This is a genomic window from Actinoplanes sp. NBC_00393 (genome assembly GCF_036053395.1).
GTDB lineage: Bacteria > Actinomycetota > Actinomycetes > Mycobacteriales > Micromonosporaceae > Actinoplanes.
Window position 1 is genome coordinate 3,692,552 of the sequence record NZ_CP107942.1, and the last position, 23,501, is coordinate 3,716,052.

Below are 23,501 nucleotides of genomic sequence, written 5' to 3' on the forward strand. Positions count from 1 at the left end.
AGGTGATGTGATCACTGCATTCGCTCGTACGCGGTTCCGGCGGGTGCGAGGAACCACCATCGTCATTCGCTGTGCCAGAACGAGGTGCACTTGCCCGAGGCAGCGGAATCATTAGCGTTGCTTTGACGCGGGGAGGCCAGGATGACCAAACGTTCGCACCCGGGTGAGGCTGACAGGCAGAGGCCTGCATCGGCCCAGGCCCAGCTAGTCCGCTACTACGTTCACGTGAAGGATGAGTGGGGGCTGGAAAAGCCGCTGGGTGTCTTCCGCGTCCGCGGTGATGGTGCAGCCGCCGAAGAGGAGCAGATCGGACCCGGCATGGAATGGAGGCCATCGACGGGCGGGGTCGAGCGAGCCGGCCGTGCCGCGGGGCATAGCGCCGTTCAAGTGGACGAGGGTACGGCGAGTCGGTTGGCCGCTCGGTGGTCGTACAGCTATCGGCGTATCGTCGATCGAGCGTCGGGGCGCACCGTGGCGTACGCCCGGGTGGTGATTTCGCCGAGCAATGCGACGGTCTGGTTCGAAGAGTCGACCTGCGCCAGCGGAGTCTGGGAGTCGACTCGGCGGCTCCATCGCATCGAGGCGGGCGTGGACGACTACGACGTCGAGACGGTCGAGGCCGCAACGGTCGAGGACTATCTGCGTGACCTGCCGAAGCCTGAGCACCGCTACTTCGCGGTGGTCAAGCGCAACGGAGCTACGTTCGGTCTGGCCGATCCGGCCGAGGTGTTGAGGATCCACGCCGCGCAGGAAAACGGGGTACGCGAACGACTCGGACCCGACTGGATGCCCTACGACATCATCGATGGCGTACGGGGTCTGCGCGACGAAACGTTGCTCGAGATCGACGAAGCGGCGGTCGCAGCCTTCCGGCATCGGCGATCGACGGGCGGGACACGGCCGGTTCCGGAGTACACCTACTACGCCTTTCTGCACGGCGGTGTCGAGTCGGTACACCAGGCGCAGACAGTCGTGCGGCAATGGCGGGTCGACGGCGATGTGCATGAGGACAAACTCAGCGGCGGCCCGCAGTGGGTTCCGTCGGATTACCACGGCCGGGAAACGCGCGACAGCGACCCCGAGTCGGTGCAGATCTCCGCGGAGACCGCGGAGAAACTGAAAGCGCCATGGCGCTACAGGTACTACGAGATTCTTCCGCCTGGCAGCGACCGGCCGATGGCCCTGGTACGTCACTACGGTGCGTACGGCGGCCGCGAGGAAGCTGCGGTCGGCTGGCCGGTCTGGTCGCCGTCCCTGTGGCTCAAACAGATCGCTGAGGGCAAAGTCGCCTACCACGCCCGCGAGGTGGACGCCGACGCGGCCGAACGGTATCTGCGGCGGGTACTGGCTGACCGGCCGGAATACCGCTACTTCGCCTTCCTGGACGACGGCGACAGCATCGACTCTGCCGGCCACATGGCGCGAATGCACTGCCTCGCGAACGGCACGCCCTGGAAGGAGGAGACACCGCAGCGCGACGGCGGTTGGGCGCAGACATTCAGCCTGCTGGAAATCCACAGCGGCAAGGGCAGTTGGTGGAAGGAACCGGTCGAGGTTCCACAATGGCTGTTCGAACGCTACCGCGCGAAGCGTCAGGGAAAAGCCCGAACCGAATGAGCTCCCCGACTCGTCGCCCCGGGCCCTCACTGTCGACACCGAAGTCATCGTCCGCGGTGCCCGGAAGCTGGTCGAGTTCCGGGCGCCGCAGCACGGCGGACGCGCGCCTGCGACGCAGCCGCTACGGTGGCCGGGTGGGCGACGTCTGGGCGAAATGGTTGCTGACGCGGCGAGACAGCGACGGCGCGTCCATCCGCGCCCGGCACGCCTCGAGCGTGGAAGCATTCCGGGACGGAGTCCTCGATCGCGCTGATCTGCGGGCGGACGACGTGCTGCTCGACGTCGGCTGCGGCACCGGCCTTGTCGGCTTCGGCGCGCTGGACCGCCTCGGCCCGGGCGGGCACGTCATCTTCAGCGACATCTCGGCGGATCTGCTTGACGAATGCCGGCGGACCGCCGCTCATGACGAGCGGTGCAGCTTCGTACGGGCCGCGGCCGATGACCTGGCAACCGTCCCGGACGCGTCGGTCGACGTGGTCACCACCCGGTCGGTTCTCATCTACTGCGCCCGCAAACAGGCCGCCTTCGTTGAGTTCCATCGGGTGCTGCGCCCCGGTGGCCGCTTGTCGATCTTTGAGCCGATCAACCGGTTCGCTGTGCTGCACCGCCCCGGCGACCTGTTCGGCCTGGGCCGCACCCCGGTCGACGACCTGCTGGCGAAGGTCGCCCGCCAGATGGGTGCCGCGGAAACGCTGGTCGATTTTGACGAACGCGACCTGCTGACCTGGGCCGCCGCGGCCGGCTTCGAGGCGGTCGAACTCGACTACCGCGCTCAACTCGACGTTCCGGCTGAGCCGTTCACCGACTGGCAGGCGGTGAAACAGACGGCTCCGAACCCGCTGGCTCCCACCTACGGCGAGGCGATCGCGGCTGCCCTGACCCGCGACGAGCGAGAACGCCTGGAGTCGTACATGGCGACCACCGGGGCCCGCTGTCGCCGCACGATGGCGACGGCCTACCTGCGTGCGCAGAAAGCCGACGCGCCGCAGGAGGGCTGACCCGGTCGGCAATCCGGCGCTTCGCCGTTGAGATGAGCGCGCAGGCGATCTCGAGGTGCCGCTGTCGACGTCACTGCTGTTCGATGCAGAACTCGTTGCCCTCGGGATCGCGCAGCGTCACCCAGCCGCGGTCCTCTGCACCACGGTGGTCCTCGTAGATCGTGGCACCGAGGCCGACGGCCCGTTCGACCTCCTCGTCGCGGGATCGCCCGTCGGGCTGCCAGTCGAGGTGGACCCGGTTCTTCACCGCGCGCGGCTCGGGAACCCGGACGAACAGCAGACCTGGCAACCGGTCAGGCCCCTCGACGAGCACCTCGTCATCACCCGGTTGATCAATGTCGGAGATCGGCCAGCCGGTCAGCCGGCTCCAGAACGCAGCCAACTCGTAGGGGCGCGCACAATCGACGGTCACGTGACGCAGTCTCATTCGCAGCACCGTTCCTGCGCCCCGTCCGCGGCGGCGCCGAGGAACGAATTGACGGCGGCGACGAATTCGTCCGGCGCGTCCCGGTGGATCTGGTGGCCGGCTTCGATGGTGACGAGCCGGCCTGCCGGGATGCGGGCCGCCACTGCGGCAATCGTGTCCTGTGGCAGGAAACTGGCTCGCCCGCCCGCGAGAACCAGCGTCGGTGCGGTGATCGTGTCGAGGCTTCGCCACCAGGCGGGATCGGGTGCGTTGAGGTCGCGCAGGATCGACGGGCGGATCTCGCGGTCATAGTACGGCGCGGAGTCGTCCAGATCTGCCGGGACCGCAATGCCGAGCGGGACCGGCGGTGGGCACTCCTCGAGGACCAGGGCGGTCACCCGGTGCGGCGCCGCCTGGGCGGCCAGCATCGCCGCGAAGCCGCCCAGCGAATGACCCACCAGGATCACCCGGTCCAGCGCAAGCCGGTCGAGCAGCAGCAGAACCACGTCCCGCATAACCGTCATCGAGTACGGCCCGGCCCGGTCGCTACGGCCCATGCCGCGCAGATCCGGAACGTACACGGTGCGCCGCTCGGCGAAGGTCGCCACCAGGTCATCCCATGTGGTGCCGTCACCGCCGCCACCGTGCAGGAGCATCATCGGCACAGCCTCGGCGGTCAGGTCCGGGTCGGGGTCGAATTTCCGGTACGCGAGCCGGCCCCACCCCATGTCCATTTCCCGGTAATTACGCACCCGCGGGAGTTTACTGTGCAGCGCAGCAGCTCCGCGCGACCTCGAATCGGTTGCCGTTGTCGTTCTGCCGCCACACGACCCACACCGCCATCAGCCGGGCCGTGCTCATCTTCGGTCCCGGAAGGCTGGATCGGCATCCGCACATAACGCCTCCTCGGCCGCCGTGGCTGTCAGCCTGCTGCGGTAGGGGGTGACCTGCCCGTCCCGGCGGGGCGGCGGTGACCCCCCGATCACGGTGTACTTGTAGACAGTCTCAGTAGGATGGCGAGCACGGTGATCAACACGGGGGAAGACTGAAGTGCGGGGAATTGCCCAGGGATTCGTACTCAGCGTCCTGGTCATCCTCGGTTACACACAGGTGGCGATACCCGCACGGCTGCTCGACGACAGGCCGCTGCCCGTGATCAAAACCCTGCCCGCGGATACGGCCACCGACCCTGACGTGAAGGCGCTGTGCCCGGGCGCGGCACCCGGTCCGGTCTCCGACGGCCAGCCGATCGTCGTCACCCTGCCACCGGCAGTGCCGTTCACCGTCGGGGACATGAATCACGGGTCCTGGCGCCAACCCCCGGTGGCCGATCCGACCTGGCGACTGCAGTACCAGAGTTTGATGTGGGTGCCCCCGCTGGCAATACGGGCGGCCCGCGACGGCCAGCTCGCTTCCCTCACCAACCTCGTCGATCAGGTCGTGCAGTTTCATCAACACAACCCGGATCCGAAACGGCAAGCCGACGGGTGGGATGAGGGGACCGCGGTGCGCCGGCTGCAGGTGGAGAACTGCCTCTACGCGCTCACCCGCTCGCCGGCGCTGCTTGCCGGCATGGTCGCCGACGTCGAGGTGCTCACCGGTGACCGGTACTACGGTCCCCCGTTCCGGCCGGTGCACAACCACGGCCTCATGGCGAATCTCGCCATGTTCTCCGCGGGGAAACTGGCGGACCGGCCGGACTGGGCCAGGTTGGCCGTCGACCGGATCCTGGCCGAAGCACCCCTGTCGTTCTCCGCGCAGGGCGTGACCCATGAACAGTCGTCCTACTATCAGCGCGTCAACGCGCACATGTGGGAGAACGCGGCGAAGAGGCTGGAGACCCTGCCCGGATATGGCGAAGCGGTCAAGCAGGTCCGGGCCACGGCGCTGAAAGCCCATCGCGCCTTCCGTCATATGACTGAACCGGACGGCGGCATCGTGCTGATCGGCGATTCGGAAACGAGAGCCGGCGCACCGGGCGACAAGACCGACAGGCCGATTCTGCACGACGACGAGGCGGGCTGGATCATCGGCCGCAGCAGCTGGACCGACCCGGACGCCACCTACTACACCGTCCGGTACGGCCCGCAACGCCGCGCCCACGGGCACGAGAACCGCGCCGGCGGGGTGACCTGGACGGCGCTGGGCGTCAGAGTCATCGTCGGCACCGGCCGCTACAGCTACAACACGCGCGATGAGAAGGCCCGCTACCGGCTCACGCCGGAAAGCCAGAACGTTGCCGCACCGGCCGGGGCCAAGGTCGCCGCGGCATCCACGAGCACAGCCGTCACCAACTTCGGCCGCAGCCAGCACAGGATCCAGGTGAATGACAACGTCTACGGTACGCAACACCGACGCGACATCACTGTCTCTCCGGCGGAGGCGCACCTGACCGTCACCGACGCCTTCAGTGTGGCGGGATGGTCCCAGCACTGGCATCTCGACCCGGCTTGGAAGCGCGTTCCGGGAACCCAGGACTTCCGGCACCCGTCCGGCCGGCGCCTGACGGTCAGTACCACCGGCCGATTGTCCGACGTCTGGCGCGGCGACAAGGCCCGCCCCTACGGATGGGTCTTCCCCAAAGCCGGGCAGCAGGTGCCGGCCTACCAGCTCAAGATCGACTCGGTCGCGGGCGCCCCGGTCCGGACAACGTTCCAGCTGTCCTGACCGGGTTCGTCCGGCCGTCGCGAAGTTGACTCCGCCGCCGGCCGTATTCATGGAAGGTACGGCTTGCGGCGCGACCAGACGTGCGCACATCAGCCACCGAGGGCGGTTGCCGATCGTCGCGCTCGAGAACTATCGATGCTGCCGGCCGTCCCGGATGTGGTCGTTGTGAGCAAGGTCGGCGCGCAGCTGGGTGCGGGTGCGCATCAGGATCCGGCCGAGCATGTTCTTACCGGTGCCGGTCCGGCCTCGGCCCCAGTAGTGGTCGGTTCCGGTATCCTCGACGATCTCGGCGTCGCCGATGTCCAGCAGGACGGCACGGATGTCGGCGTGGGCAGCGAACTTCGCCGCGACGGCCCGACGCATCACGTCGTCCTTGACCCGCTCCCAGTCGCGGCGCAGCGGCCGGGACCGGTCGCGGCCCAGTTCGGCAGCGCGCAACGGGCTGGCCGCCCGGCGGATCAGGTCAGCGTGGCGGGTGCCGACGAACTTCTGGGCCTGGAAGTAGTGCTCAGACGTCGGCCACCAGCGCCCGTCGAGGTCGAAGCCGTGCGAGGAGAAGTTGGAAAAGCAGCCGTGCGGAACCTCGTCGGCGCCGTAGAAGTAGATCGTCACCTTGGCCTCGCGGTAGAGGGCGGAGATCCACACGGTGCCACACAACGACAAAGCAGCAACCGATTTGCCACCACACCATCCGGATCCGCCGCCGCCCGCGTTCACGGCGCACGCTCCTGCCCCTCTGTGAGCATTGTGCACTCTTAGTCTTTCGGTGCGACCCGGATACGGTTCCCGTCAGGGTCGGCTGCGAGGAAGGTCAGGCCGAACCCCGCATCGTGCGGCTCTTGCAGGATCGTGACGCCCTTCGACTGCCACTGCTTGAAGATCGCGGTGATCTCGTCAGGTCGTCCACCCTCGATGGCCAGGCAAACCTCACTGGTACGCGGTACGTCGGGCGACAGGTCCTCGATCTGACCGGACCACAGAGCGAGGTCAGCGCCCGGCCCGAGGTCGAAGGTGATGTATCCCGAAGTCTCGAGCGAAGGGCTCATGCCGAGGAGGTCGCCGTAAAAACGAGCTGCGGCGGGAGCGTCGTTCACGTAGACGATGGACACGACGGATGTGGTCATGGTTGTTCCTTCTCGCTGGTTGTAGGTACGCATCCACCAGCCTGGCCACAATATGCGCCGCATCGTGTCGCAATTTCTTGAGAAACTCGGTATGTGACCCCGGACCGGTTCTTCGCCCTGATGCTGCTTCTCGAGTCGAGGGACGGCGCAACCACACAGGAGCTTGCCTCGGCGCTCGGGGTTTCCCTTCGAACCATCAACCGGGACCTGAATTGGCTCCGCGACGCCGGTCTGCCGGTGACCGCACACCGGGGCCGCCTCGGCGGGGTGACCATGCTGCCCGGGTCCGGGCTCGACCTCACGCGACTCACGCCTGACGAGCGTGATCATCTCTCGCTCGTCGGGCTGGATGAAAAGCAACGTGCGGAGCTCGACGCATCGGTCGATAGGCGGCGTGTGCTCGACAAGATCGCCGCTACCCAGTCACGTCGGGTTCATGATCTCCTGCCGCTCCCCGACGTAGTGCACGTGGACAGCCGCCCCTGGCTCCATACATCAGCGTCCGGTACGACTCCGGCTTCGCTGATCGGCTCAGTGCGGCGAGGACGCCGGCTACGGATCGAGTACGGCAGTCCACGCGAGCCATGCCCACGCGAGCTGGTCGTGGATCCCTACGGGCTGTTCGCCAAGGCCGGCATCTGGTACCTCGTCGCCGACTGTGCCCGAGTGCCACGGATGTACCGACTCGAACGGATCACGATGTGGAAAGAAGTCGACCAGCCACGACGGCTCCGCGAGAACCAGACCCTGGCCACCGTCGCTGCAGCGCTCATTGACCAGTGGGCGCACAACCACGCGATCGAGGTCAACGCCACCATCGACCAGACCCAGATCAAGCGAGCGCAACGGATTTTCGGCCTGCGACTCGTCCGCGACGACCATGAAGAATCCGCCACCGGCCACCAGGTGACAATTCGCTTCCAGCATCTGGAGGACGTGCGAGCATTGCTGCCCTTCGGGAACGCCATCACGGTGCACGGCCCCACCGAAGCCAGGGCTCACCTCCGCGCCCTCGCTGCCGACCTTGCCCGCCACTATGCGCCGTCACCAACGTCCTGACCAGCAATACCTGGTTGTCCCAAGGATGCGCAACAGTTCATGGCCAGTGTCAGCGAGCGGCACCTGGCTGCGGTCAGCCTCGATGAACCGGGGCTTTGCCGCCGACCGCGCGGCGCTCAGCGTGGCGTCACGCTACGTGTGGTCCCGGCGGGGCGGCGCACGCTCGCACCGAGATCAGTGCCTGGGTCCTTAGGCAGGCGTCGCCACTACCTCGTCGCGAACGTGCAGATGCCCTTCCAGCGGCCACGGTGGCCGGGGCGGCAGAACCTGGAGCAGGGAGAACTGAGCCTTCGCTGCCACGCGGCAGGACGCATGGTTGTCGACCTGGTGGATCAGCTCCAGGCGGGCCAGCCCAGCCGATGCGTACTCGTCGAATGCCCAGCGGCACAGCACATCGAGCGCCCGGGCGGCGATGTTCCGGCCGCGGGCGTACGGCGCCGTCCAATAACCGACCTCGCCCACGGGCTCCCCGCCATCACGGCGAAGCTTGAGTACGACATGAGCAGCCGGCTCGCCGGCCCCGGACCCCCGCGGATCGACCTCTCGTACGGCGTAGCTGATCCGGTCTCCGCTCTCGCGGCCATCATGTTGCGCGGTGACCCATTGCCGGATCTCCTCGGTGTTGCCAGCGGGAAAGCCGGCCCACCGGCGTAGTGCGTCGTCGGGACCCATCCGGGTCAGCATCGCCACGTCGTCGTGGTGCCACGCCCGCAGAGCAAGGGCCGGCGCCCATGGCGTTGCCGCCACTTCCAGAACAGCGACCATGTACGTCTCCCTGCGAAATCGACCTAGATGACTGGAGGAAGAACGCTACGTCGCAGCCGCAATCCGCGCTGGGTGACGGGATCGCTCTATCAAGCTACCGAGGATCGGCGGTGTCCCAGGCGTAGCGGAACTGTGACGGGTTGAGCCGCCACTCTCGCAGAACCGTCAAGAGCTCAGCCTCGTCGCCCGCGACGGCGCTTCGCAGCAATTCAGCTCCGATGTCGTAGTCGAACCCGTCAATCAGAGCGGCGTCGTATTCCCAGTGCTCGACCGTGAACGACCGGGCGGTGCTTCGGTGAGTCCACCCCTCGTCGCGTGCGCGAATATCGGCCCCGACCTTGTCCGGCCTGATGTCGACGAAGGCACGCCGTCCCGGATTCGTAGCGGGCACCTCGACTACCAGCCGCCTGCCGAGCCGGAGCGCAGACAGTTTCTCCAGCGGCCAGGCCGGCTCGTTCGTCACGGCACTCCTCGATGCTCCACCAGCACGAGACGAGGGTAGAGCAGCTTTCTCCCGCGACCGGCGCACGCTCATGCCGCCCGGCAGTGCGCGACGCTCCCATACAGCCGTCACGCTCTGTGCGACCGGCGCGGACGCCGGTGCGCGCTCATGCCGAGTTGAGTGCACTCGATCAAGTCAGCCGCCGTAGGAGTGCCCGGAGCGCTTGGCTGGTCGCCTACGCTCGTTCGGGTGCAACGCGATCTCGTCCTACGCGGACTGGCGGAGAATCCGGTAGTCCCGGCCGATGTACTGATGCGCCTGCTACGCGACTGGCCGGAGCCGGTTGCCACAGGGCTTGGCGCCCGCAACGTACTGCCGCTTGCGTTGCAGGCGCAGATGGCCAGCCACGCGATGCGCCGAGTCCGGCTCGCCGTCGCCGGATACCCGCGATTGACTCCGGCGATCCGGGACCGGTTGCTCGACGATCCCGACTGGCGGGTGCGGCTACGGGTCCTCACCAGAAGAAAGCAACAGCCGCCGCTGTCCGACGAGGCCCTGGTCCGGCTGATGACGGACCTCCTCGACCCGCCAGAAGACCTGCCGTTCACGGATTACGAACTGTTCGATGAGGTGTTCAGCGCGGACTGGAACCGGGTCTCCATCGCTGCCCGGCACCCTGACCCGCGGGTACGTCGATTTGCGACGACCTACGCCTGGCGCGACGACCTGCAATTCCTGCAGTCCGACCCGGACCCGCAGGTGGCAGCGGCCGCAGCCGCTTCGATCGCCGAGCACACGCGTCTCATGCAACCAGCCGACCTACCGGGCCAGCACTGCCACGCATTCTGGCGGGTGCTGCATCGGCCGTTGTCCCGGGCGCTCGCCGAACAGGTAGCCGCCGGCGACGACGTCGAGGCCATCCGGACGATCGCCACCAACCCGACTGTCACGCCCACGATCGTCGACATGCTGTCGCGCCATCGCGACGCCGAGGTCCGAGCAGGCATCGCCGGCCGTGAAGACCTGACCTCCGCGCAGGTCGCGGCCCTGCTCACCGACCCGAGCCCGGCCGTCCGTGCGGTCATCGCCATCCGCACCGGGCTTACCCACCAGCAGGTCGCCGCCCTCACAGCCGACCCCGACGACGCTGTTCGCCTCGCCGTCGCGACTCACGCGTACGTCTCCGAAGAAGAACGGGCAGTCCTCGCCGGAATTGCGGACCTGGACCCTGACCAGGCCTTGCTCTGGGCCAGTTCGGATAACCCACGGCTGCGCCGCCGGGCAGCGCAGCGCCCGGACCTACCTGCCGAGACGGTCGCCGCTCTCGCCGCCGACCCCGATGCCGGCGTACGGGCGAACCTGGCCTCGAACCACCCCGATGCTCCCGGTGAACTGCTGCTGAGCTGCTACCTCGAGAACCGAAATCGGACCAGCCTGCTCGCCCTGCCGCAGTTCCCGCGATCCGGGCTGTCGCGTTTCGCCGATCACGCCGATCCGCACGTGCGACTTCTGACAGCCCGCGACCCCGACGCCGATCCAACGGTAATCGCGCACCTCACCACCGACCCGCACCAGTGCGTCCGCAAGGCAATGGCACGCTGTCCACGCCTACCCACCGACAAGATCACCGCCTTGCTCGACGACGCGGAACTAGCCACCGACGCCGCCGCCAACCCGTCACTCGACTGGGAACCGGTCGTCGAGGCGTTATAAGAGACGGCGTACATAACATCCGCTCATGCCGCTGTTAAAGCCTTTCTGCAATCACAAGCGGTTACAGCCGGTGATCGGCGAGCGTGCCTGGCCCTGCGTCGTCAACTGACCAATGAGCGGGCGTTCTGTACGCGCCGATCATCGCATCAAGATGATCAAGCTACAGATGTACGGCCGGGCCGGCTTCGAACTGCTCCGCAAACGCGTCTTGCTGCGCGAGTAACGCCGCTGGAGGACGGACCGTCAGAAGATTTCTAGCTGGCCCGGATAGGGCGGCAGTGGATCGGGTTCCGGCTGCTCCGGCCTGGGCAAATGGTCCACAGCCATCGCCGCAAGCCGGTCGACCGCTTCCACCGGCATGGTCATGGCTATCTGCCAGGTCTCATCGTCCTGCCCAACCAAAGCAGTGACGATGTCGTCCTTGAAGGCCCAGAAGACGGGAACGCCGAATACGGTGCCCACGCGCAGGGCGCGCCGCGCGGCCCAGTCCGCTTCGCGGATAGACCGCAGAGTGACCAACTCTTCGGGTGACGCCAGGACCTGAAGGACCCACGTGCCCTCTTCCAGCAACACCTGCATGACACCAAGGTCATCGCCGTCAGGTGAAATCGATACCTGCACCACGTCGACATGATCGCATCCGGTAAGGCGCCCTCGACCGATCAGGCAAAACGAAACCAAGATCAATCACGCAGTTTGCGCCAGAGCCCGCTACTGACGACCAGAGCCATATCCGAATCTGGCCGCCGTGCGAGCGCGCCGACCGACCGGGGACCGTGACGCACCGTAGCCGCCAAGCAGGGTCTCAGCACGCTCTCGTGCTGAGAATAGTGCGGTGGCACCATGAGGCTCAGGTCATTCATGGGAGACTCGGCCGCGATGGATCTTTCCTCTGATGTCCAGACCGTCATCAGGCGCCGGCTGGCGCCGAAGACTGCGGACAACTTCCTTGCGCTAGTGCGACCGTCGGTCGGATTGACCGGACGGACCGAAGCGTCGGTCAGCGGCAGCATGGTCGGCGGCGCTCCACGGACCGGACCGTTCACATGGCCGGTCTATCAAGGAACTCCGATGCTGTTGCTGGCACAGATCGACTGCGCGGAGGTCGCGCCGATCTTCGGCGCGGAGTGGCCTTTGCCGGCCGAGGGATACCTGCTGTTCTTCCACGACGACGAGTTCCGCGCGACCTACGACTTTGAGCACGGCGACGACGGTTGCCGGGTCCTGCACCTGACCGGCGGCGCCGGAGCAGAAACAGTCGCCACCATCCCCGCCCTGACACTGAGCGCCACCATGGCGCCGTCTCTACCCAGCCTGCGTGATGACGCGGACAGGGCGCTAGGCATCCACATTGTCGAGCTGATCAATTTGCTGGAGGAGCTTGGGTCGTTGTTGCCTGCACCGCGGCATCGACTTCTCGGCTACTGCGACAGCGATACGGCCCATCCGTCAGGGCACCGGCCCCTTCTGCAGGTAGAGGCGGAACCGGGTACGGCGTGGGGTGAGGTCGTCAACGTCTCCTTCTGGATTCCAGAGGCTGACCTATGCATCGGCCGTCTGGACCGCGTACGCCGCTGCTACGAAGTCGCCTGAGCAGTAGCCCATCGGTCGCCGCCAGCCCTCAGACCTCGATCAACACCGGAGCCTCTCCATGATCCCGTGCGCGGATCTGCCGCGATCCGCGCTCGGGCCAGTGCCCCGCCCCGCGACGACCGTGGTCGCCGTGCTGGCTCGTCGACTCGTCGTGTCGATGAAAGCGCGCCGAGTCGCTCTTCCCTGGTGCCGTCGTATCGTGTCACCGGACTCGGGGAGGATGGTGCGATGTTTCGGCTGGAACGAGGAGTGACTGGTTTCCGCTCCGCCAAGGAGCCGGAACTCCCCAGGGTCCCGGTCCGCACATTCCGGCGCGGTTGCTACGAGGCCGCTCAGGCCGCAGGTTGGTGCCGTGCAACAGCTCGTTGAGAGCGCATATCCGCGCAATTTCCACTCCGCCATGATCGTCACCGCGAATGACCCGCTCGCGATCCTCTGCAACGCCATGTACCCGTGGATCGCTCATTATCCTCGCTGTAGGCGCAACCGCCGGGCCTGTTTTTCCAATGTCCTTCGAGCCCGATGCCGAAGTATTCGGCGGGGTCCTTCGCGAGCCGGGACAGGAAATCGGCGATCGCCGACCCGGCTCGGCACCGTGTGACACGATTTCCACGGCGGAGCCCAGCGGTACAGGAAATCGGAATGGATACGACGGAAGACGGCACGACCTCCGTGAGTGATCCACCCCCGCGGTCGAAGCGCCGCCGGTTGGTGATCGCTGCTGTCGTGCTCGTCGCGATAGCTGGCGCCACCTTCGTGTGGTGGGGCAACCCTCGGATGGGTGAAGGCAGCGTGATCGGTCCTGGGGAGGGCATGTCGTGGGCCCACGACGGCGTGACCGAGACCCGGATGGTGGTGCGTGGCCCGCACGCCGCGACCGTGACCGCCACCTTCAGCGTTCGCAACGACGGTCACCTGCCCTTCACCATGCACGGCCTTGACGTCGACAAGGTCGGATGGCTCTCACATCAACAGGTCACCTTCGTGCCGGGCGTCCCCGGCTTCAACAAGTCGGCGACCGCACTCAAGCAGATAACGTTGGCCCCCGAAGAGGAGGCGACCGTCCAGTGGTCGCTGACCTTCACGTGCCAGCCGGCCATGGCGGATAACAGCTTCATGACCATTGATTTCCTCCGGTTCAAGATTAGCTGGCTGGGCATCGCCACTACCCGTGATCTTCCGCTGGAGCGGCCGATCACCTTCACCAGTGACAATGAGGTCCCCGGTGTTCCCGCGTGCTGATGACGGACTCACCCTCACTGCGCCTGATCGAGGAGGCCAAAGACCGACGGTCAGCTTGATCGCCGCCGCCACCCGATCGCCCAGATGCCGACGAAATGAGTAGGGGCTGCGGTCAGGTTGGAAAAGACTCATTTGAGTACGCACTTCTGGCAGCGAGTTGCCCGCCGCGGAGCGTCACGAACGTTGCGTCGGCTGGATGCTCCGTAGCGGATGAGCGAACCTACGGCGGCTTATCGGTCTGACCTCACGGGTAACTCACATCGATGCGTAACATCGAGCAGCCGAACGCCAAGACGCCGCTCATGCTTCGACCGTGGGTTCCGTGGCTGCTGGGCGGGGTGCTCGTGACGACAGGATGGGCCCTCGTCGACAACGTGAACGACCGCGAGTGGGTCTTGGTGTGGGCCTTCGGGGCAATGACTGCTGGCTTGATGATCCAGATCGTCGCACTGTTGGTGATCCGCCGAGCGAACAGCCGTACGGAAGTGCGTGAAGCCCGCGATCACCGCCGATGACCGCTGGACCCGGCTCGATGACCGCCGGAGAAACTTCAGGTCGCTGCAGTCGGCGCCATGTCCTCTGACATCGGATCTGCCGCGACGCGCGTGCCCGGTGCTTACGCACTGTCACGTCGTGTGCTTCCAGTTATGAGGCGTTGCCCCCCTCCTGTACAGCTGGGCGTTACTCTTCAGCGCTATGCGCTGGACGGGTCAGCTGTGCTGAGCGGTATGCGCGTGCGACCGTGGACGAGGTGGCGGCCAGGTGCGGGCGGGATGGCAACCAGACGGTCGGAATGTTGAGTTGCTCGTTCATCGCGGCGAGCTGGTACTCGTAGTGAAGATCCGCGGCCGTACGGACGCATCGGAGGATGACCGTGGCGCCGCGGCGCATGCAGTAGGCGGCAGTCAGGCCGGTCCAGGCATCCACTTCGACATTGTGCCAGGCTGCCGGCAGGGCGTCGCGCACTTGTACGGCTCTGGCCGTGGCCTCGACGGTTGGTCGCTTGGCAGCGTTCACCGCCAGCAACACAATGATCCGGTCGAACATCACCCGGGCACGGGCCACCAGGTCGTGGTGCCCGGCGGTGAACGGATCGAACGTACCGGGATAGACGGCCAACGAACCATTTACCGGCGCCGCTTCACGATCCGTTGTAGCTGTCACCGCGACTCCAACCAGATGGCGACGATCATCTCAGTTGTACCTGTGCCAATAGGACTCGGGACCGTGACATGCCGCAGACATCCTGACCTGGCGTGGGTCATGCTCACCAGCGAAGGGTAGGACCGTCCAGGGAGAGGTAACGCGGCGAGGTTGCGTCGGGGCTGTCGAGCAGCCGTCCGAGCCGGGCGGCGGCCTCCTGGGCCGGGGTGTCTGCGTCGGCCGCGCCCATCGCCGTCGTGAGGCTGCCCGGGTGCACCGCCCAGCAGCGGACGCGTCCGGACAGCTCTTGGGCGAGTGCGATGGTCAGCATGTTCTGGGCGGCCTTGGAGATGCGATAGGCGTAGCTGGTCCGGCGGCCGGCGAAGTCGCCTGCGGCCTGGGCGGCCAGCGAGCCGAGCCGGGACGACACGTTGACGATCAGTGGGGCGGGCGCGGCCAGCAGCATGGGCAGTAGCGCCTGTGCCAGGCGCAACGGGCCTGCCACGTTGACGTCGACGGCGTCCAGGATCGTCTGCGGGTCACAACTGTCCAGCGGCTGGGCTGGTGCTCCGATGCCGGCGTTGTTGACCAGGACGTCGACCGGTCGACCACCGATCGCCCCCAACAGAGCCGCGCCGACCGGTTCTCGGACGTCCTGTATCACCGGCACGACATGATCATTCTTGATCGCCGCAGCCGCGGGCTCGGTCCGTACACAGGCCACGACGTCCCAACCCTGCTCGGCAAGGTTCTCGATCAGGGCCGCTCCGAGCCCTCGCCCGGCACCGGTGACGACTGCCAACCGGGCGCGGCTCACCGCAGCACCAGCAGATCGAGGGCGTCGACGACCGGTCCGGACGGCGTGCGGGCCGCTTCCTGCAGCCTGGCTACGCCTGCCGCGTACGCATCGTCGCTGATCAGCTGCAGCGGGGTGTGTGCTTCCCGCCGGAGGCCGGCAGCGGCCTCGGCAATCGACTTCGCGGTCACCTGCGGGACTGGCTCGCACCCGGCGGTGGTGAACCCGGCGACCGCGAAAGCCGCCTCGACGCTGGAGATGCTCGGGTAGCGGTCGAGCACGGCGACGGCTTCCGGAAACCAGCGGAACAGGCTGATCGCCTCGTGCCGGCCGGCGAACGCGGACCGGATCAGCACCGGAGCGCCGGGCTTGAGTACCCGCCGGATCTCGGTCGCGGCCGCGACGAGGTCGGGAATGTGGTGAATCACGGTGGACAGCCAGACCCCGTCCACGCTTGCGTCCGCCAACGGTATGTCGTCGGCGGCTCCCGCCAGGACCGGCTGGAGCAGGGCCCGCTCGCGCATGGCTGCGGAGGGCTCCACCGCTACCACGTCAACGGTCGGCCACCAGGTGCGGAACGCACGGGACCAGCTGCCGGTGCCGCATCCGAGGTCCAGAAGGCGCGTTCCCGGCCGTGGATCGAAATATCGCTGGATCGCCACGCGCCAGGTGTCGAGGTCTTCGTCGCGAAGATGCCGCGTCGCCTCGAACGCCGCAACCTGCGCACTGTCGTACGCGATCAGAGCCATGCGCTGACCCAACCCGGCGGGCCACGGCGGGAGCAACAAGAAGTGCACCGGTTCACACGTAATCGTCGATGCCTGCGGCCGAGCCGCATGCCGGGTTGCTGGCCGCCGCGGTTGCGCGGGCCTGACGCGTACGGATTTCGCCTGCCGCCCCTACGGATGGGTCGTGGTGTGTGTTGAACTGGTTGGCGTGCAGATACGTCCCGCAGAACTGGCGGCGATCCGGGCCGGCGACATCGACGTGGCGTTCCGCCGGTGGGATCGGCCTCGGGTCAAGGCGGGTACCCGGATGCGTACCGCGGTCGGGCTGGTCGAAGTCACCTCCGTCGACCGCGTGCCAGTGCGGTCGCTGACTGCCGCGGACGCCCGCCGGGCGGGCGCGGCGTCGCTGGCCGCGCTCCGCGAAGGGCTGGACCGCCTGCACTCCGACCGGCCGGTGTACCGGATCGGGCTGCGGTACGCGGGCGTCGACCCGCGGCACGCGCTGCGCGAGGCGGTACCCGACGCTGCGGAGATCGACGTGATCGTCGCGTGGCTCGACCGGCTCGACCGCGCCTCGCCGACGGGGCCGTGGACCCGGGCGACGCTTCTGCTGATCGACGAACTGCCGGCCACCCGGGCACCTGACCTCGCCCAACGGATGGGCCGAGACACCCCGTCGTTCAAACAGAACGTGCGCAAGCTCAAGGAGCGCGGCCTGACCGAATCACTCGACATCGGCTACCGGCTCTCGGCGCGTGGCGCCGCTGTCCTGGACCACGAGGGACATCCCCGAGCGGCCCAGAGGCGGCCGGTAGCGGAGCCGGGCACCCCGCTGCCACACATCGGCGCCGCCGCGACACGTGCGCTCACCGCGCACGGCGTTGTCCGGCTCGAACAGGTGGCCGCACTCACCGAGAGCGACGTGCTGGCGCTCCACGGAGTCGGGCCTTACGCGCTTCGCCACCTGCGAGCGGCGATGGACGCGGCCGGGCTTTCCTTCCGCGACGAGGCGCGGGTCGGCCGATTCCCCGCCGAATCGGTGGCGCCCACTCGGGCGCGACGCTCAGGATCTGCCGCGGGCGTTCCTTCGCGCGATGACGACGGAGCCGACGCTGACGCCCAGGCCCGCGCCCAGGGACAAACCTAGCCCGAGGCTGAGAGCGACGTTGTCGAAGAAACCACCGACGATGACGCCGAAGAGAAGGCCGAAGGCAGCGCCGAAGGCGACCCAGACCCCGAGATTCGCCCAGATCCCGAGATCTCCGGCGCCCCCGGGCGTGCTGTTGTTCGTCATCGCATCTCCAAGGACGCGGGTGAAGGCGGACAATCCGGCGGCCCACCACGGCGCATGCGCAACCGTCTTCCTCCGCAAGCTACCACCTGACATCAAGGGGCATCCTCGTCGAGGAGTCGGTCAGAACGCCGACGGCGGACAATCCTCCCTTGACCACGCCGATCGAACCGGGCGGCTGTAGTTTCGTCGCTCATCGACGAATACCCCCGTCTTGCCCACCCGCCTACCGCCGGTAGTATCGCCAGGCTTTGATCTTCAACGGGGAGTAAGACCGACATGCTACGAAAGACTTCGGCCGGTGTCCTGATGGCGCTGGCCCTGCTGATCCCCGCGGCGCCTGCGGCGGCAGGATCCGCAGCGCCTGGGCTCGACGCGTCCTGCCAGACGGTCGAGCGCAAGCTCTACAAGGACATCCGCCAGTTGGTCACCATCGACCTGGACACCGCCCCCGAGGTGGAGATCCGGGTTGTCGCCAACCAGATCCTTGCTGCGACGAAAGCCGAGGCATTGCCCGTCCTGCCTGCCGAACTGCAGGAACGGCTGGACGGCCCCGCCGACGACCTGCGGGCCTTCCTCAAGAAGCGCATGCTGACCGCCTGGACCGCGGCCCTGCGAATCTCGGTTGGCCGAACCATGACCGACGCCGGACCCACCGTGGTGGCGGCCTCGAACAAGGTGCTCGACGACGGAAGCATCGAGGCGTCCCTGGCCTACCTGAACGAGGGTCTGTACGCCGCACGTGAGCTTGACTGCGCGTCTCCGCCCTCAGCATCACCCAGCGCGACACCGAGCGCGACGCCCAGCGCCACGACGAGCGCGACGCCCAGCGCCACGACAACCATCACCCCCTCCGCCACCCCGGCCGCCCCCGACGGCGAGGACGGCGAGGGCGGTGGGCTGCCCGTGACGGGTTCCGACACCGGGACTGTGGTCGGCGTCGGCGGTGCGCTTCTGCTCCTCGGCGGTGTCGGCTACCTGATCGGACGCCGGCGCCGGTCCCGCTTCGTGGCATAGCCGACCTGATCGCGCCCGGCTGCACTCCGTCGAGCCGGGCGCGATCCGGCGCGGCAACCCGCGACGGCTAACGTCTCGCCATGACCTTCTCGATCGTCGCCCGCTCTACCGACGGCACCGCACTCGGTGTTGCTGTGGCCAGTAAATTCCTCGGCGCCGGAGCGGCTGTCCCGGCCGCGCTCGCTGATGTCGGCGCAGTCGCCACGCAGTCGTACGCAAATCTTGCCTATCGCCCGCAGGCGCTGGCGTTGCTCGGCACCGGCGTGACCGCGACCCGCACGGTCCAAGCCCTGATTGCCGGCGACGACGGTCCGGTCGGGCACCGGCAGGTCGGGGTGGTCGGCACGCACGGCGACGGCGCCACCTTCACCGGCGAGCAGTGTCACCCGTGGGCGGGCGGCGCAGCCGGGGACGGGTACGCGATCCAGGGCAACATGCTGGCCGGCCCGCAGGTGGTCGCCGACATGCAGGCCGCGTGGCTGGCCGGCGCGGATCAGTCGAGGTTGCAGTACCGGCTGGTCGACGCGCTGCGCGCCGGCGACCGGGCCGGCGGTGACCGGCGCGGGCGGCAGAGCGCCGCGCTGCTGGTGGTGGCGAAGGGCATGGGGTACGGCGGAACCAGTGACGTCCTCGCCGATCTGCGGGTCGACGACCACCCGGACCCGGTCACCGAGCTGGCCCGGCTGCTGGAGCTGCACACGCTCTACTTCGAGCGCCCCGACCCGGACACGCTGATCCCGCTCACCGGCGCGATCGCGGCCGAGGTGTGGTCGAGGCTGGCGGAGGCCGGTCACGCCGGCGCGGATCTGGACGAGGCGCTGGCGAGCTGGGCCGGCATCGAGAACCTGGAGGAGCGGATCGTGCCGGGCGCGATCGACCCGCTGGTGCTGGCCCAGCTGCGCTCCGGCGGCGCGCTCCCCGACCGGTCATGACGCATGCCCGTCGCGCGGAGCACCACCGGCGCCTCCTCAGCGCTGACCGCATCGAGCGTGATCGGCAGCCCGGTGGCGTCGCGCAGCGCCTGCACGCGCTCGGCGGCGCTGACGGGCCGGCCGGCCACGTGGATGCGACGGCCGTCGACCCTCTCGTCGAGCAGGACGTGGGTGACGGCCTCGGCGAGGTCGCTCTCGTGGATCAGCGGCACCTTGGCGTCGGCGTACGGCACGCGCAGGGGCCGCCGCTGCGCGATCTGGCCGGCCCAGTTGCCGCTTGCCAGCGGGTACGCCCCGGTCAGCGTCGCGGCCATCACCGCGGATGGGACGACGTGCGCCCACGCCATGCCGGAGCGTTCCACCACTACCTCCACCGCCAGCCAGTGCCAGTACTCGGGCGGCAGCGCGATCTCGACGTCGGGGCCGTGTGACGACAGGTTCACGACCTTGGCGACGCCACGGGACCGGGCGAGGTCGAGGGCGCCGTGGACGGTCGCCGGGTCCGCACCGGCCAGAAACACCGTGCTGACCCCGTCGAAGACGTCCGGCGTCTCCTCCCACCGCGTGATGCAACCGGCGACGAGCTCCACCTCGGGCGGCCAGTCGCCCGTGCTCGGCTCGGCGAGGACCCGGGTGGGGATGTTGCGTTGCAGCAGTTCAGTAACCAGGGCACGTCCGATGGGTTCGGTCGGCACGGCGCCGGGATAGTCGAGCAGCGGGGCCACGGTCACCAGGGCGAGCACGCCAGAAAGCGTGCCACACCACCGCCTGCGCTTTTTGGTTCGCCGCGACGGGGAGACTCGCGATAAAGTCCGGCGTTCCCCCGAGGCAACGACGAGCCGGCGAGGCCGGCAGAGAGGACGGATCGCTACGGTGCTCGCGCGCCACCTCTTCGACCACTGACACATCGCGTAATCCGCCATGCCCGAAACCGGGTTGTCAGTGCTTCTCGCCCCACCTGGGCGAGGCTCGAAGAGGAGATCCATCCCGTGCGTCGTCGTGTTGCCGATTCCACCCCGCCTGCCCCGCTGAAGCCGGAGCAGGTCCGCTACGTCCACCGCGTCCTTCGCCGCCAGACGCACCCCGCCGCTCCTGGAACCCTGTGCCGGTGTGGCGGATGCCTGGCCGTTCTGATCGAGTTGGCGGACGCGGTGAACGCCACGCCCCAACAACTCCGTGAGCTGATCGGTGTGCCCGAGGCACCGGCCGGCACCCGGGCGCCGCGGCCACGCCGGCCGCTGCACAGCCCGGTCGGGGTCCCCGCCACGATCCGGGTGAACGGACAGGTTCTCGGCTCGGCGGAGGGTCTGCTGCGCCTCGCTGCCCGAACCTCCTGACCCTGCAGGGTCCGGCCGTCACCGCCTGATCGGCGGTGACGGCCGCGGCCGCATTCTCATCGCTGGCGAACCGTCTGCACGGCCGCTGCCGGGCGGGCGAGGACCGCGTCGACGAAGGCGGCGAAATCGGCTGTGTACTGGTCGCGGATCGCCGGCCAGAGTGCCTGGAACTCGGGCGTGGCGAAATCCAGCTGGATCACCTTCAGCCAGGCCGTCCACGATTCCTCGGCGAGCTGGTCCGAACGATGGCTGCCGTACGCGAAAGCGTGCACGTCGGTGCGGACGAACAGGAACAGCCGGCGTACGTTCTCCTCGTGCGTGCCCGCGCTGATCCCCCGGGTCGCGAGGAACCACTCCAGCAGTTTCGGGTCCGGCGTGAGGAACGACGCGAGCATCTCGGTGGAATAGTGCTCGAGCTGCCGGTCCACATCGCGTTTGAGGATCGACGTCGAGACCTGGACCTGACGGGCGGCCTCGCTCGCCTGCCGGCCGGTCTCCCGGGCCTGCCGGTAGTTGAACATGAGCGCCACCGCGACGGCGAGAACGGAGATGATCTGCAGAACGTCGGACAGCTTCACTCGGCCCCCGTGCTCGTCGCTGGAATCAACCGCGGCTCACGCTCCAAAGTAGTTTCTGTGGCCGCGCGCGCAACCGTCCGTTCGTGGGACCACGTCTGCGGTCATTTGCTCAGGTCGGACATCAGGGCGGTGGGGTCGCTGTCGCGTACTTCGGTGGGCAGCGTTCCCTGCGCGTCGCTGTCCTTGTAGAAGATCTGGTAGCCGGTGAGCGGGCGGCTGGCGTCGTACGCCTCCTTGATGCCGAAGTCCCGGAGCATTTTCAAAGCCTGTTCCCTGGTGGTCGTCGCCGGGAAGGTCCGGGAGCTCATGTTCGATATCGCGTGCCATTCCTTGCCGTGCTGCAGCAGCGCTATGGCGTGACCCGCCCGGGACTTGTCGGTGGGGTCGATGGCCATGTAACCGACCGGGGTGAAGCCGCTCTGCACGAGCAGCCGTACGGAATAGGTGGCCAGCACGTCGCAGTCGACCTTGAGTTGTGAATTCTGCGGTCCGGCCGCGGTCAGGTGGCCTATCTTGCCTTTCAGGTCGGGGTCCACATTCGCCTCGACGTGGTACATGAAGGCGCCGGTGATCTGACGCAGCAGCGCCTGCGCGGCTTTCGGGTCGTTGGGGTGCTGCTTCTTGACGGCCTGGCCGATGATTTCGGTGTTCGACTCGAGCCAGGCCTTCAGGCTCTTGGCGTCGAACGCCTTGGGTGCTTTGACGGGTGTCTGTGCCGCGCTGGTGAGGGCCAGGATGTCGGCCACCGCCACCTTCTGTTTGTTGGCGACGGCCCAGGCGAGTGTCGCCTCCGATGGTTTGACCACGTTCTTCGGTGTGGTGATCTGTGCTCCTTCGACGAAGAAGTTCTGCTCCGACACCTTCCTGAGCAGTGCGCCCTTTCCCTCGCTGATCATCCGTGTGGTGAATCCCGGCCGGCCTCCCGGATTGAAGAACAGGACCCGGGCCAGTTCCTTCGGCAGGTCGGCGTTCTTCTCGTAACCTTTCACGAGTTCGGCCAGGCCCGCGTTGATCTGATCCGGGGTCATGCCGGAGCCGTCGGCGCTCTGCAGTTTCTCCAGCACCGGATGGGCGGTCAGCGCGACCTGCCGGCTCACATGGAACTTGGTGATCTCGGCGACCTGGGCGGGTTTCAGCTTGTCGGGCCGGGTCAGGGCGGCGTCGTACACCGCAGTCCGGTTGTCGCGGGTGGTGAGCTGGCGGGCGAGAGCCATCGCCTCGTCGACGAAGCCGGCGGTGGCGAGATCGGTCGCCAGCATCTGGCCGCGGCTCTCCTTCTGTTCCACCCGCGGGCCGCTCTGCGACAGGATCCGGCCGGCCAGCAGCTCGCTCTTGCGGAATCGCCGCTTCCATGCAGCTTTGGCCTTGGCGTTCTTGGGTTCGGTGCGCAGGTCGAACTTCTCGTGGGTCAGTTTGAAGCCGTAGTCCTGCAGCGTGTTGGCGTACTGGGGATGGTTGGGGTCGAGGGTTTTGGGGTCGTGGGTGTTCTTCTGCAGTTCCTCGTCCAGCTCCTCGTCCAGGGTTTTCGCCGTCCGGCGTTTCGGCTGCCGGGCGAGGGTGACGCCGGTGCGGGCGGTCACGGCGTACGCCTGGCCCCGTGTCACCGCCGTGGCCGCGGCATCGGCCTCGCGCTCCGCGGCTCCCCCGGCTTGCGATCCTGCGGTCCCTGCGCGCTGTTGCACCACGTGCGCGAGCTCATGAGCGAGCAGCCGCCGGCCCTCCCGGGTGTGTGGTGATGGTGAGTCGGCGTCCAGGACGATGTCGTCGCCGACGGTGAACGCCTGGGCATCGACCTGCCGGGCGGCGCGGGCGGCGGACTGACCGGTGTGGACCCGCACCCCGGCGAAGTTGTGTGCCAGCCGGGACTCGATGAACGCCCGGAAGCTGGATTCGAGCGGCTGGGCGGAGGACAGCAGGTCGCCGACGGCCTGGTTGCCGATGCTGCCGTGCAGCTCCGCCAGGTAGTGCGGCGCCACATCGCGGCGAGGCGACGGCAGGACCGGGCCGGGCTGCGGCGTCACAGCATGGTCGTGCGCGAATGATTCGCTCATGG

The 23,501-nt window shown here is 67.7% G+C and carries 24 protein-coding genes; 12 read left to right on the top strand and 12 right to left on the bottom strand.

What is annotated here, in order from left to right:
* The first annotated feature begins 225 nt into the window (after window positions 1-225).
* Together OHA21_RS17465 and OHA21_RS17470 are read left to right on the top strand one after the other, a co-directional pair.
* Window positions 226-1,617 (top strand): hypothetical protein, encoded by a 1,392-nt coding sequence (locus tag OHA21_RS17465; RefSeq protein ID WP_328475099.1) that lies wholly within the window; start codon window positions 226-228, stop codon window positions 1,615-1,617.
* Between the two features lie 134 nt (window positions 1,618-1,751).
* Complete coding sequence (locus OHA21_RS17470; RefSeq protein WP_328475100.1) at window positions 1,752-2,615, top strand: class I SAM-dependent methyltransferase; 864 nt, start codon at window positions 1,752-1,754, stop codon at window positions 2,613-2,615.
* Window positions 2,616-2,685: 70 nt separating this feature from the next.
* Here the strand turns inward: OHA21_RS17470 and OHA21_RS17475 are convergent, their stop codons facing one another.
* Together OHA21_RS17475 and OHA21_RS17480 are read right to left on the bottom strand one after the other, a co-directional pair.
* On the bottom strand, window positions 2,686-3,042 hold the full coding sequence (locus OHA21_RS17475) for a VOC family protein (RefSeq protein WP_328475101.1): 357 nt from the start codon (window positions 3,040-3,042) through the stop codon (window positions 2,686-2,688).
* Complete coding sequence (locus OHA21_RS17480) at window positions 3,039-3,773, bottom strand: alpha/beta fold hydrolase (RefSeq protein ID WP_328475102.1); 735 nt, start codon at window positions 3,771-3,773, stop codon at window positions 3,039-3,041. Before OHA21_RS17480 ends, OHA21_RS17475 begins: the two co-directional genes overlap by 4 nt.
* Window positions 3,774-4,071: 298 nt before the next feature.
* On the opposite strand from OHA21_RS17480, the gene OHA21_RS17485 reads away from it, so the two are divergent.
* Window positions 4,072-5,688 carry a hypothetical protein gene (locus OHA21_RS17485; protein ID WP_328475103.1) on the top strand — a complete coding sequence of 539 codons (1,617 nt, stop codon included), beginning with the start codon at window positions 4,072-4,074 and terminating at the stop codon, window positions 5,686-5,688.
* A gap of 129 nt (window positions 5,689-5,817) precedes the next feature.
* Here the strand turns inward: OHA21_RS17485 and OHA21_RS17490 are convergent, their stop codons facing one another.
* Together OHA21_RS17490 and OHA21_RS17495 are read right to left on the bottom strand one after the other, a co-directional pair.
* Window positions 5,818-6,333: an NADAR family protein gene (locus tag OHA21_RS17490; RefSeq protein ID WP_328475104.1), complete on the bottom strand. Its 516-nt coding sequence runs from the start codon at window positions 6,331-6,333 to the stop codon at window positions 5,818-5,820.
* Window positions 6,334-6,443: 110 nt separating this feature from the next.
* The gene (locus tag OHA21_RS17495; protein WP_328475105.1) at window positions 6,444-6,812 is read right to left on the bottom strand and encodes a VOC family protein; all 369 of its coding nucleotides are present in this window, start codon (window positions 6,810-6,812) and stop codon (window positions 6,444-6,446) included.
* A 93-nt stretch (window positions 6,813-6,905) separates the two neighbouring features.
* On the opposite strand from OHA21_RS17495, the gene OHA21_RS17500 reads away from it, so the two are divergent.
* Window positions 6,906-7,871: a helix-turn-helix transcriptional regulator gene (locus OHA21_RS17500; protein WP_328475106.1), complete on the top strand. Its 966-nt coding sequence runs from the start codon at window positions 6,906-6,908 to the stop codon at window positions 7,869-7,871.
* 189 nt (window positions 7,872-8,060) lie between these two features.
* Here OHA21_RS17500 and OHA21_RS17505 read toward each other — a convergent pair whose 3' ends face one another.
* Both OHA21_RS17505 and OHA21_RS17510 read right to left on the bottom strand, forming a co-directional pair.
* Window positions 8,061-8,636, bottom strand: a complete 576-nt coding sequence (locus tag OHA21_RS17505) for a GNAT family N-acetyltransferase (protein ID WP_328475107.1) — start codon at window positions 8,634-8,636, stop codon at window positions 8,061-8,063.
* A gap of 94 nt (window positions 8,637-8,730) precedes the next feature.
* A complete protein-coding gene (locus tag OHA21_RS17510; RefSeq protein WP_328475108.1) occupies window positions 8,731-9,099 on the bottom strand; it encodes a hypothetical protein in 369 nt (122 codons plus the stop codon).
* Window positions 9,100-9,327: 228 nt separating this feature from the next.
* Between OHA21_RS17510 and OHA21_RS17515 the strand changes: the two genes are divergently transcribed.
* Window positions 9,328-10,791 (top strand): hypothetical protein, encoded by a 1,464-nt coding sequence (locus OHA21_RS17515; protein ID WP_328475109.1) that lies wholly within the window; start codon window positions 9,328-9,330, stop codon window positions 10,789-10,791.
* A gap of 243 nt (window positions 10,792-11,034) precedes the next feature.
* On the opposite strand, the gene OHA21_RS17520 is transcribed toward OHA21_RS17515, so the two are convergent.
* Entirely contained in the window at window positions 11,035-11,478 is a 444-nt protein-coding gene (locus OHA21_RS17520; protein ID WP_328475110.1) for a hypothetical protein, read from the bottom strand.
* 192 nt (window positions 11,479-11,670) lie between these two features.
* Here OHA21_RS17520 and OHA21_RS17525 point away from each other — a divergent pair, with 192 nt between their 5' ends.
* The 3 genes from OHA21_RS17525 to OHA21_RS17535 all read left to right on the top strand — a co-directional run bounded on the left by OHA21_RS17525 (window position 11,671) and on the right by OHA21_RS17535 (window position 14,141).
* Window positions 11,671-12,384 carry a DUF1963 domain-containing protein gene (locus OHA21_RS17525; protein ID WP_328475111.1) on the top strand — a complete coding sequence of 238 codons (714 nt, stop codon included), beginning with the start codon at window positions 11,671-11,673 and terminating at the stop codon, window positions 12,382-12,384.
* 642 nt (window positions 12,385-13,026) lie between these two features.
* Entirely contained in the window at window positions 13,027-13,626 is a 600-nt protein-coding gene (locus tag OHA21_RS17530) for a hypothetical protein (RefSeq protein WP_328475112.1), read from the top strand.
* Between the two features lie 263 nt (window positions 13,627-13,889).
* Window positions 13,890-14,141 (top strand): hypothetical protein, encoded by a 252-nt coding sequence (locus OHA21_RS17535; protein ID WP_328475113.1) that lies wholly within the window; start codon window positions 13,890-13,892, stop codon window positions 14,139-14,141.
* A gap of 166 nt (window positions 14,142-14,307) precedes the next feature.
* On the opposite strand, the gene coaD is transcribed toward OHA21_RS17535, so the two are convergent.
* The 3 genes from coaD to OHA21_RS17550 all read right to left on the bottom strand — a co-directional run bounded on the left by coaD (window position 14,308) and on the right by OHA21_RS17550 (window position 16,314).
* Window positions 14,308-14,790, bottom strand: coding sequence for a pantetheine-phosphate adenylyltransferase (coaD, locus tag OHA21_RS17540; RefSeq protein WP_328475114.1), 483 nt, complete (start codon window positions 14,788-14,790; stop codon window positions 14,308-14,310).
* 103 nt (window positions 14,791-14,893) lie between these two features.
* Window positions 14,894-15,586, bottom strand: a complete 693-nt coding sequence (locus OHA21_RS17545; protein ID WP_328475115.1) for an SDR family NAD(P)-dependent oxidoreductase — start codon at window positions 15,584-15,586, stop codon at window positions 14,894-14,896.
* Window positions 15,583-16,314 (bottom strand): class I SAM-dependent methyltransferase, encoded by a 732-nt coding sequence (locus OHA21_RS17550; protein WP_328475116.1) that lies wholly within the window; start codon window positions 16,312-16,314, stop codon window positions 15,583-15,585. Before OHA21_RS17550 ends, OHA21_RS17545 begins: the two co-directional genes overlap by 4 nt.
* Before the next feature lie 187 nt (window positions 16,315-16,501).
* Between OHA21_RS17550 and OHA21_RS17555 the strand changes: the two genes are divergently transcribed.
* From OHA21_RS17555 to OHA21_RS17570, 4 genes are all read left to right on the top strand, one after another.
* A complete protein-coding gene (locus OHA21_RS17555) occupies window positions 16,502-17,440 on the top strand; it encodes a hypothetical protein (RefSeq protein WP_328475117.1) in 939 nt (312 codons plus the stop codon).
* Window positions 17,441-17,863: 423 nt separating this feature from the next.
* Window positions 17,864-18,601, top strand: a complete 738-nt coding sequence (locus OHA21_RS17560) for an LPXTG cell wall anchor domain-containing protein (RefSeq protein ID WP_328475118.1) — start codon at window positions 17,864-17,866, stop codon at window positions 18,599-18,601.
* A gap of 80 nt (window positions 18,602-18,681) precedes the next feature.
* Entirely contained in the window at window positions 18,682-19,533 is an 852-nt protein-coding gene (locus OHA21_RS17565; protein ID WP_328475119.1) for a DUF1028 domain-containing protein, read from the top strand.
* Window positions 19,534-20,522: 989 nt separating this feature from the next.
* Window positions 20,523-20,870, top strand: coding sequence for a hypothetical protein (locus tag OHA21_RS17570; RefSeq protein ID WP_328475120.1), 348 nt, complete (start codon window positions 20,523-20,525; stop codon window positions 20,868-20,870).
* A gap of 56 nt (window positions 20,871-20,926) precedes the next feature.
* On the opposite strand, the gene OHA21_RS17575 is transcribed toward OHA21_RS17570, so the two are convergent.
* Window positions 20,927-21,448, bottom strand: a complete 522-nt coding sequence (locus OHA21_RS17575; RefSeq protein ID WP_328475121.1) for a hypothetical protein — start codon at window positions 21,446-21,448, stop codon at window positions 20,927-20,929.
* Window positions 21,449-21,549: 101 nt separating this feature from the next.
* Window positions 21,550-23,499 (bottom strand): eCIS core domain-containing protein, encoded by a 1,950-nt coding sequence (locus OHA21_RS17580; RefSeq protein WP_328475122.1) that lies wholly within the window; start codon window positions 23,497-23,499, stop codon window positions 21,550-21,552.
* Between the last annotated feature and the right edge of the window lie 2 nt (window positions 23,500-23,501).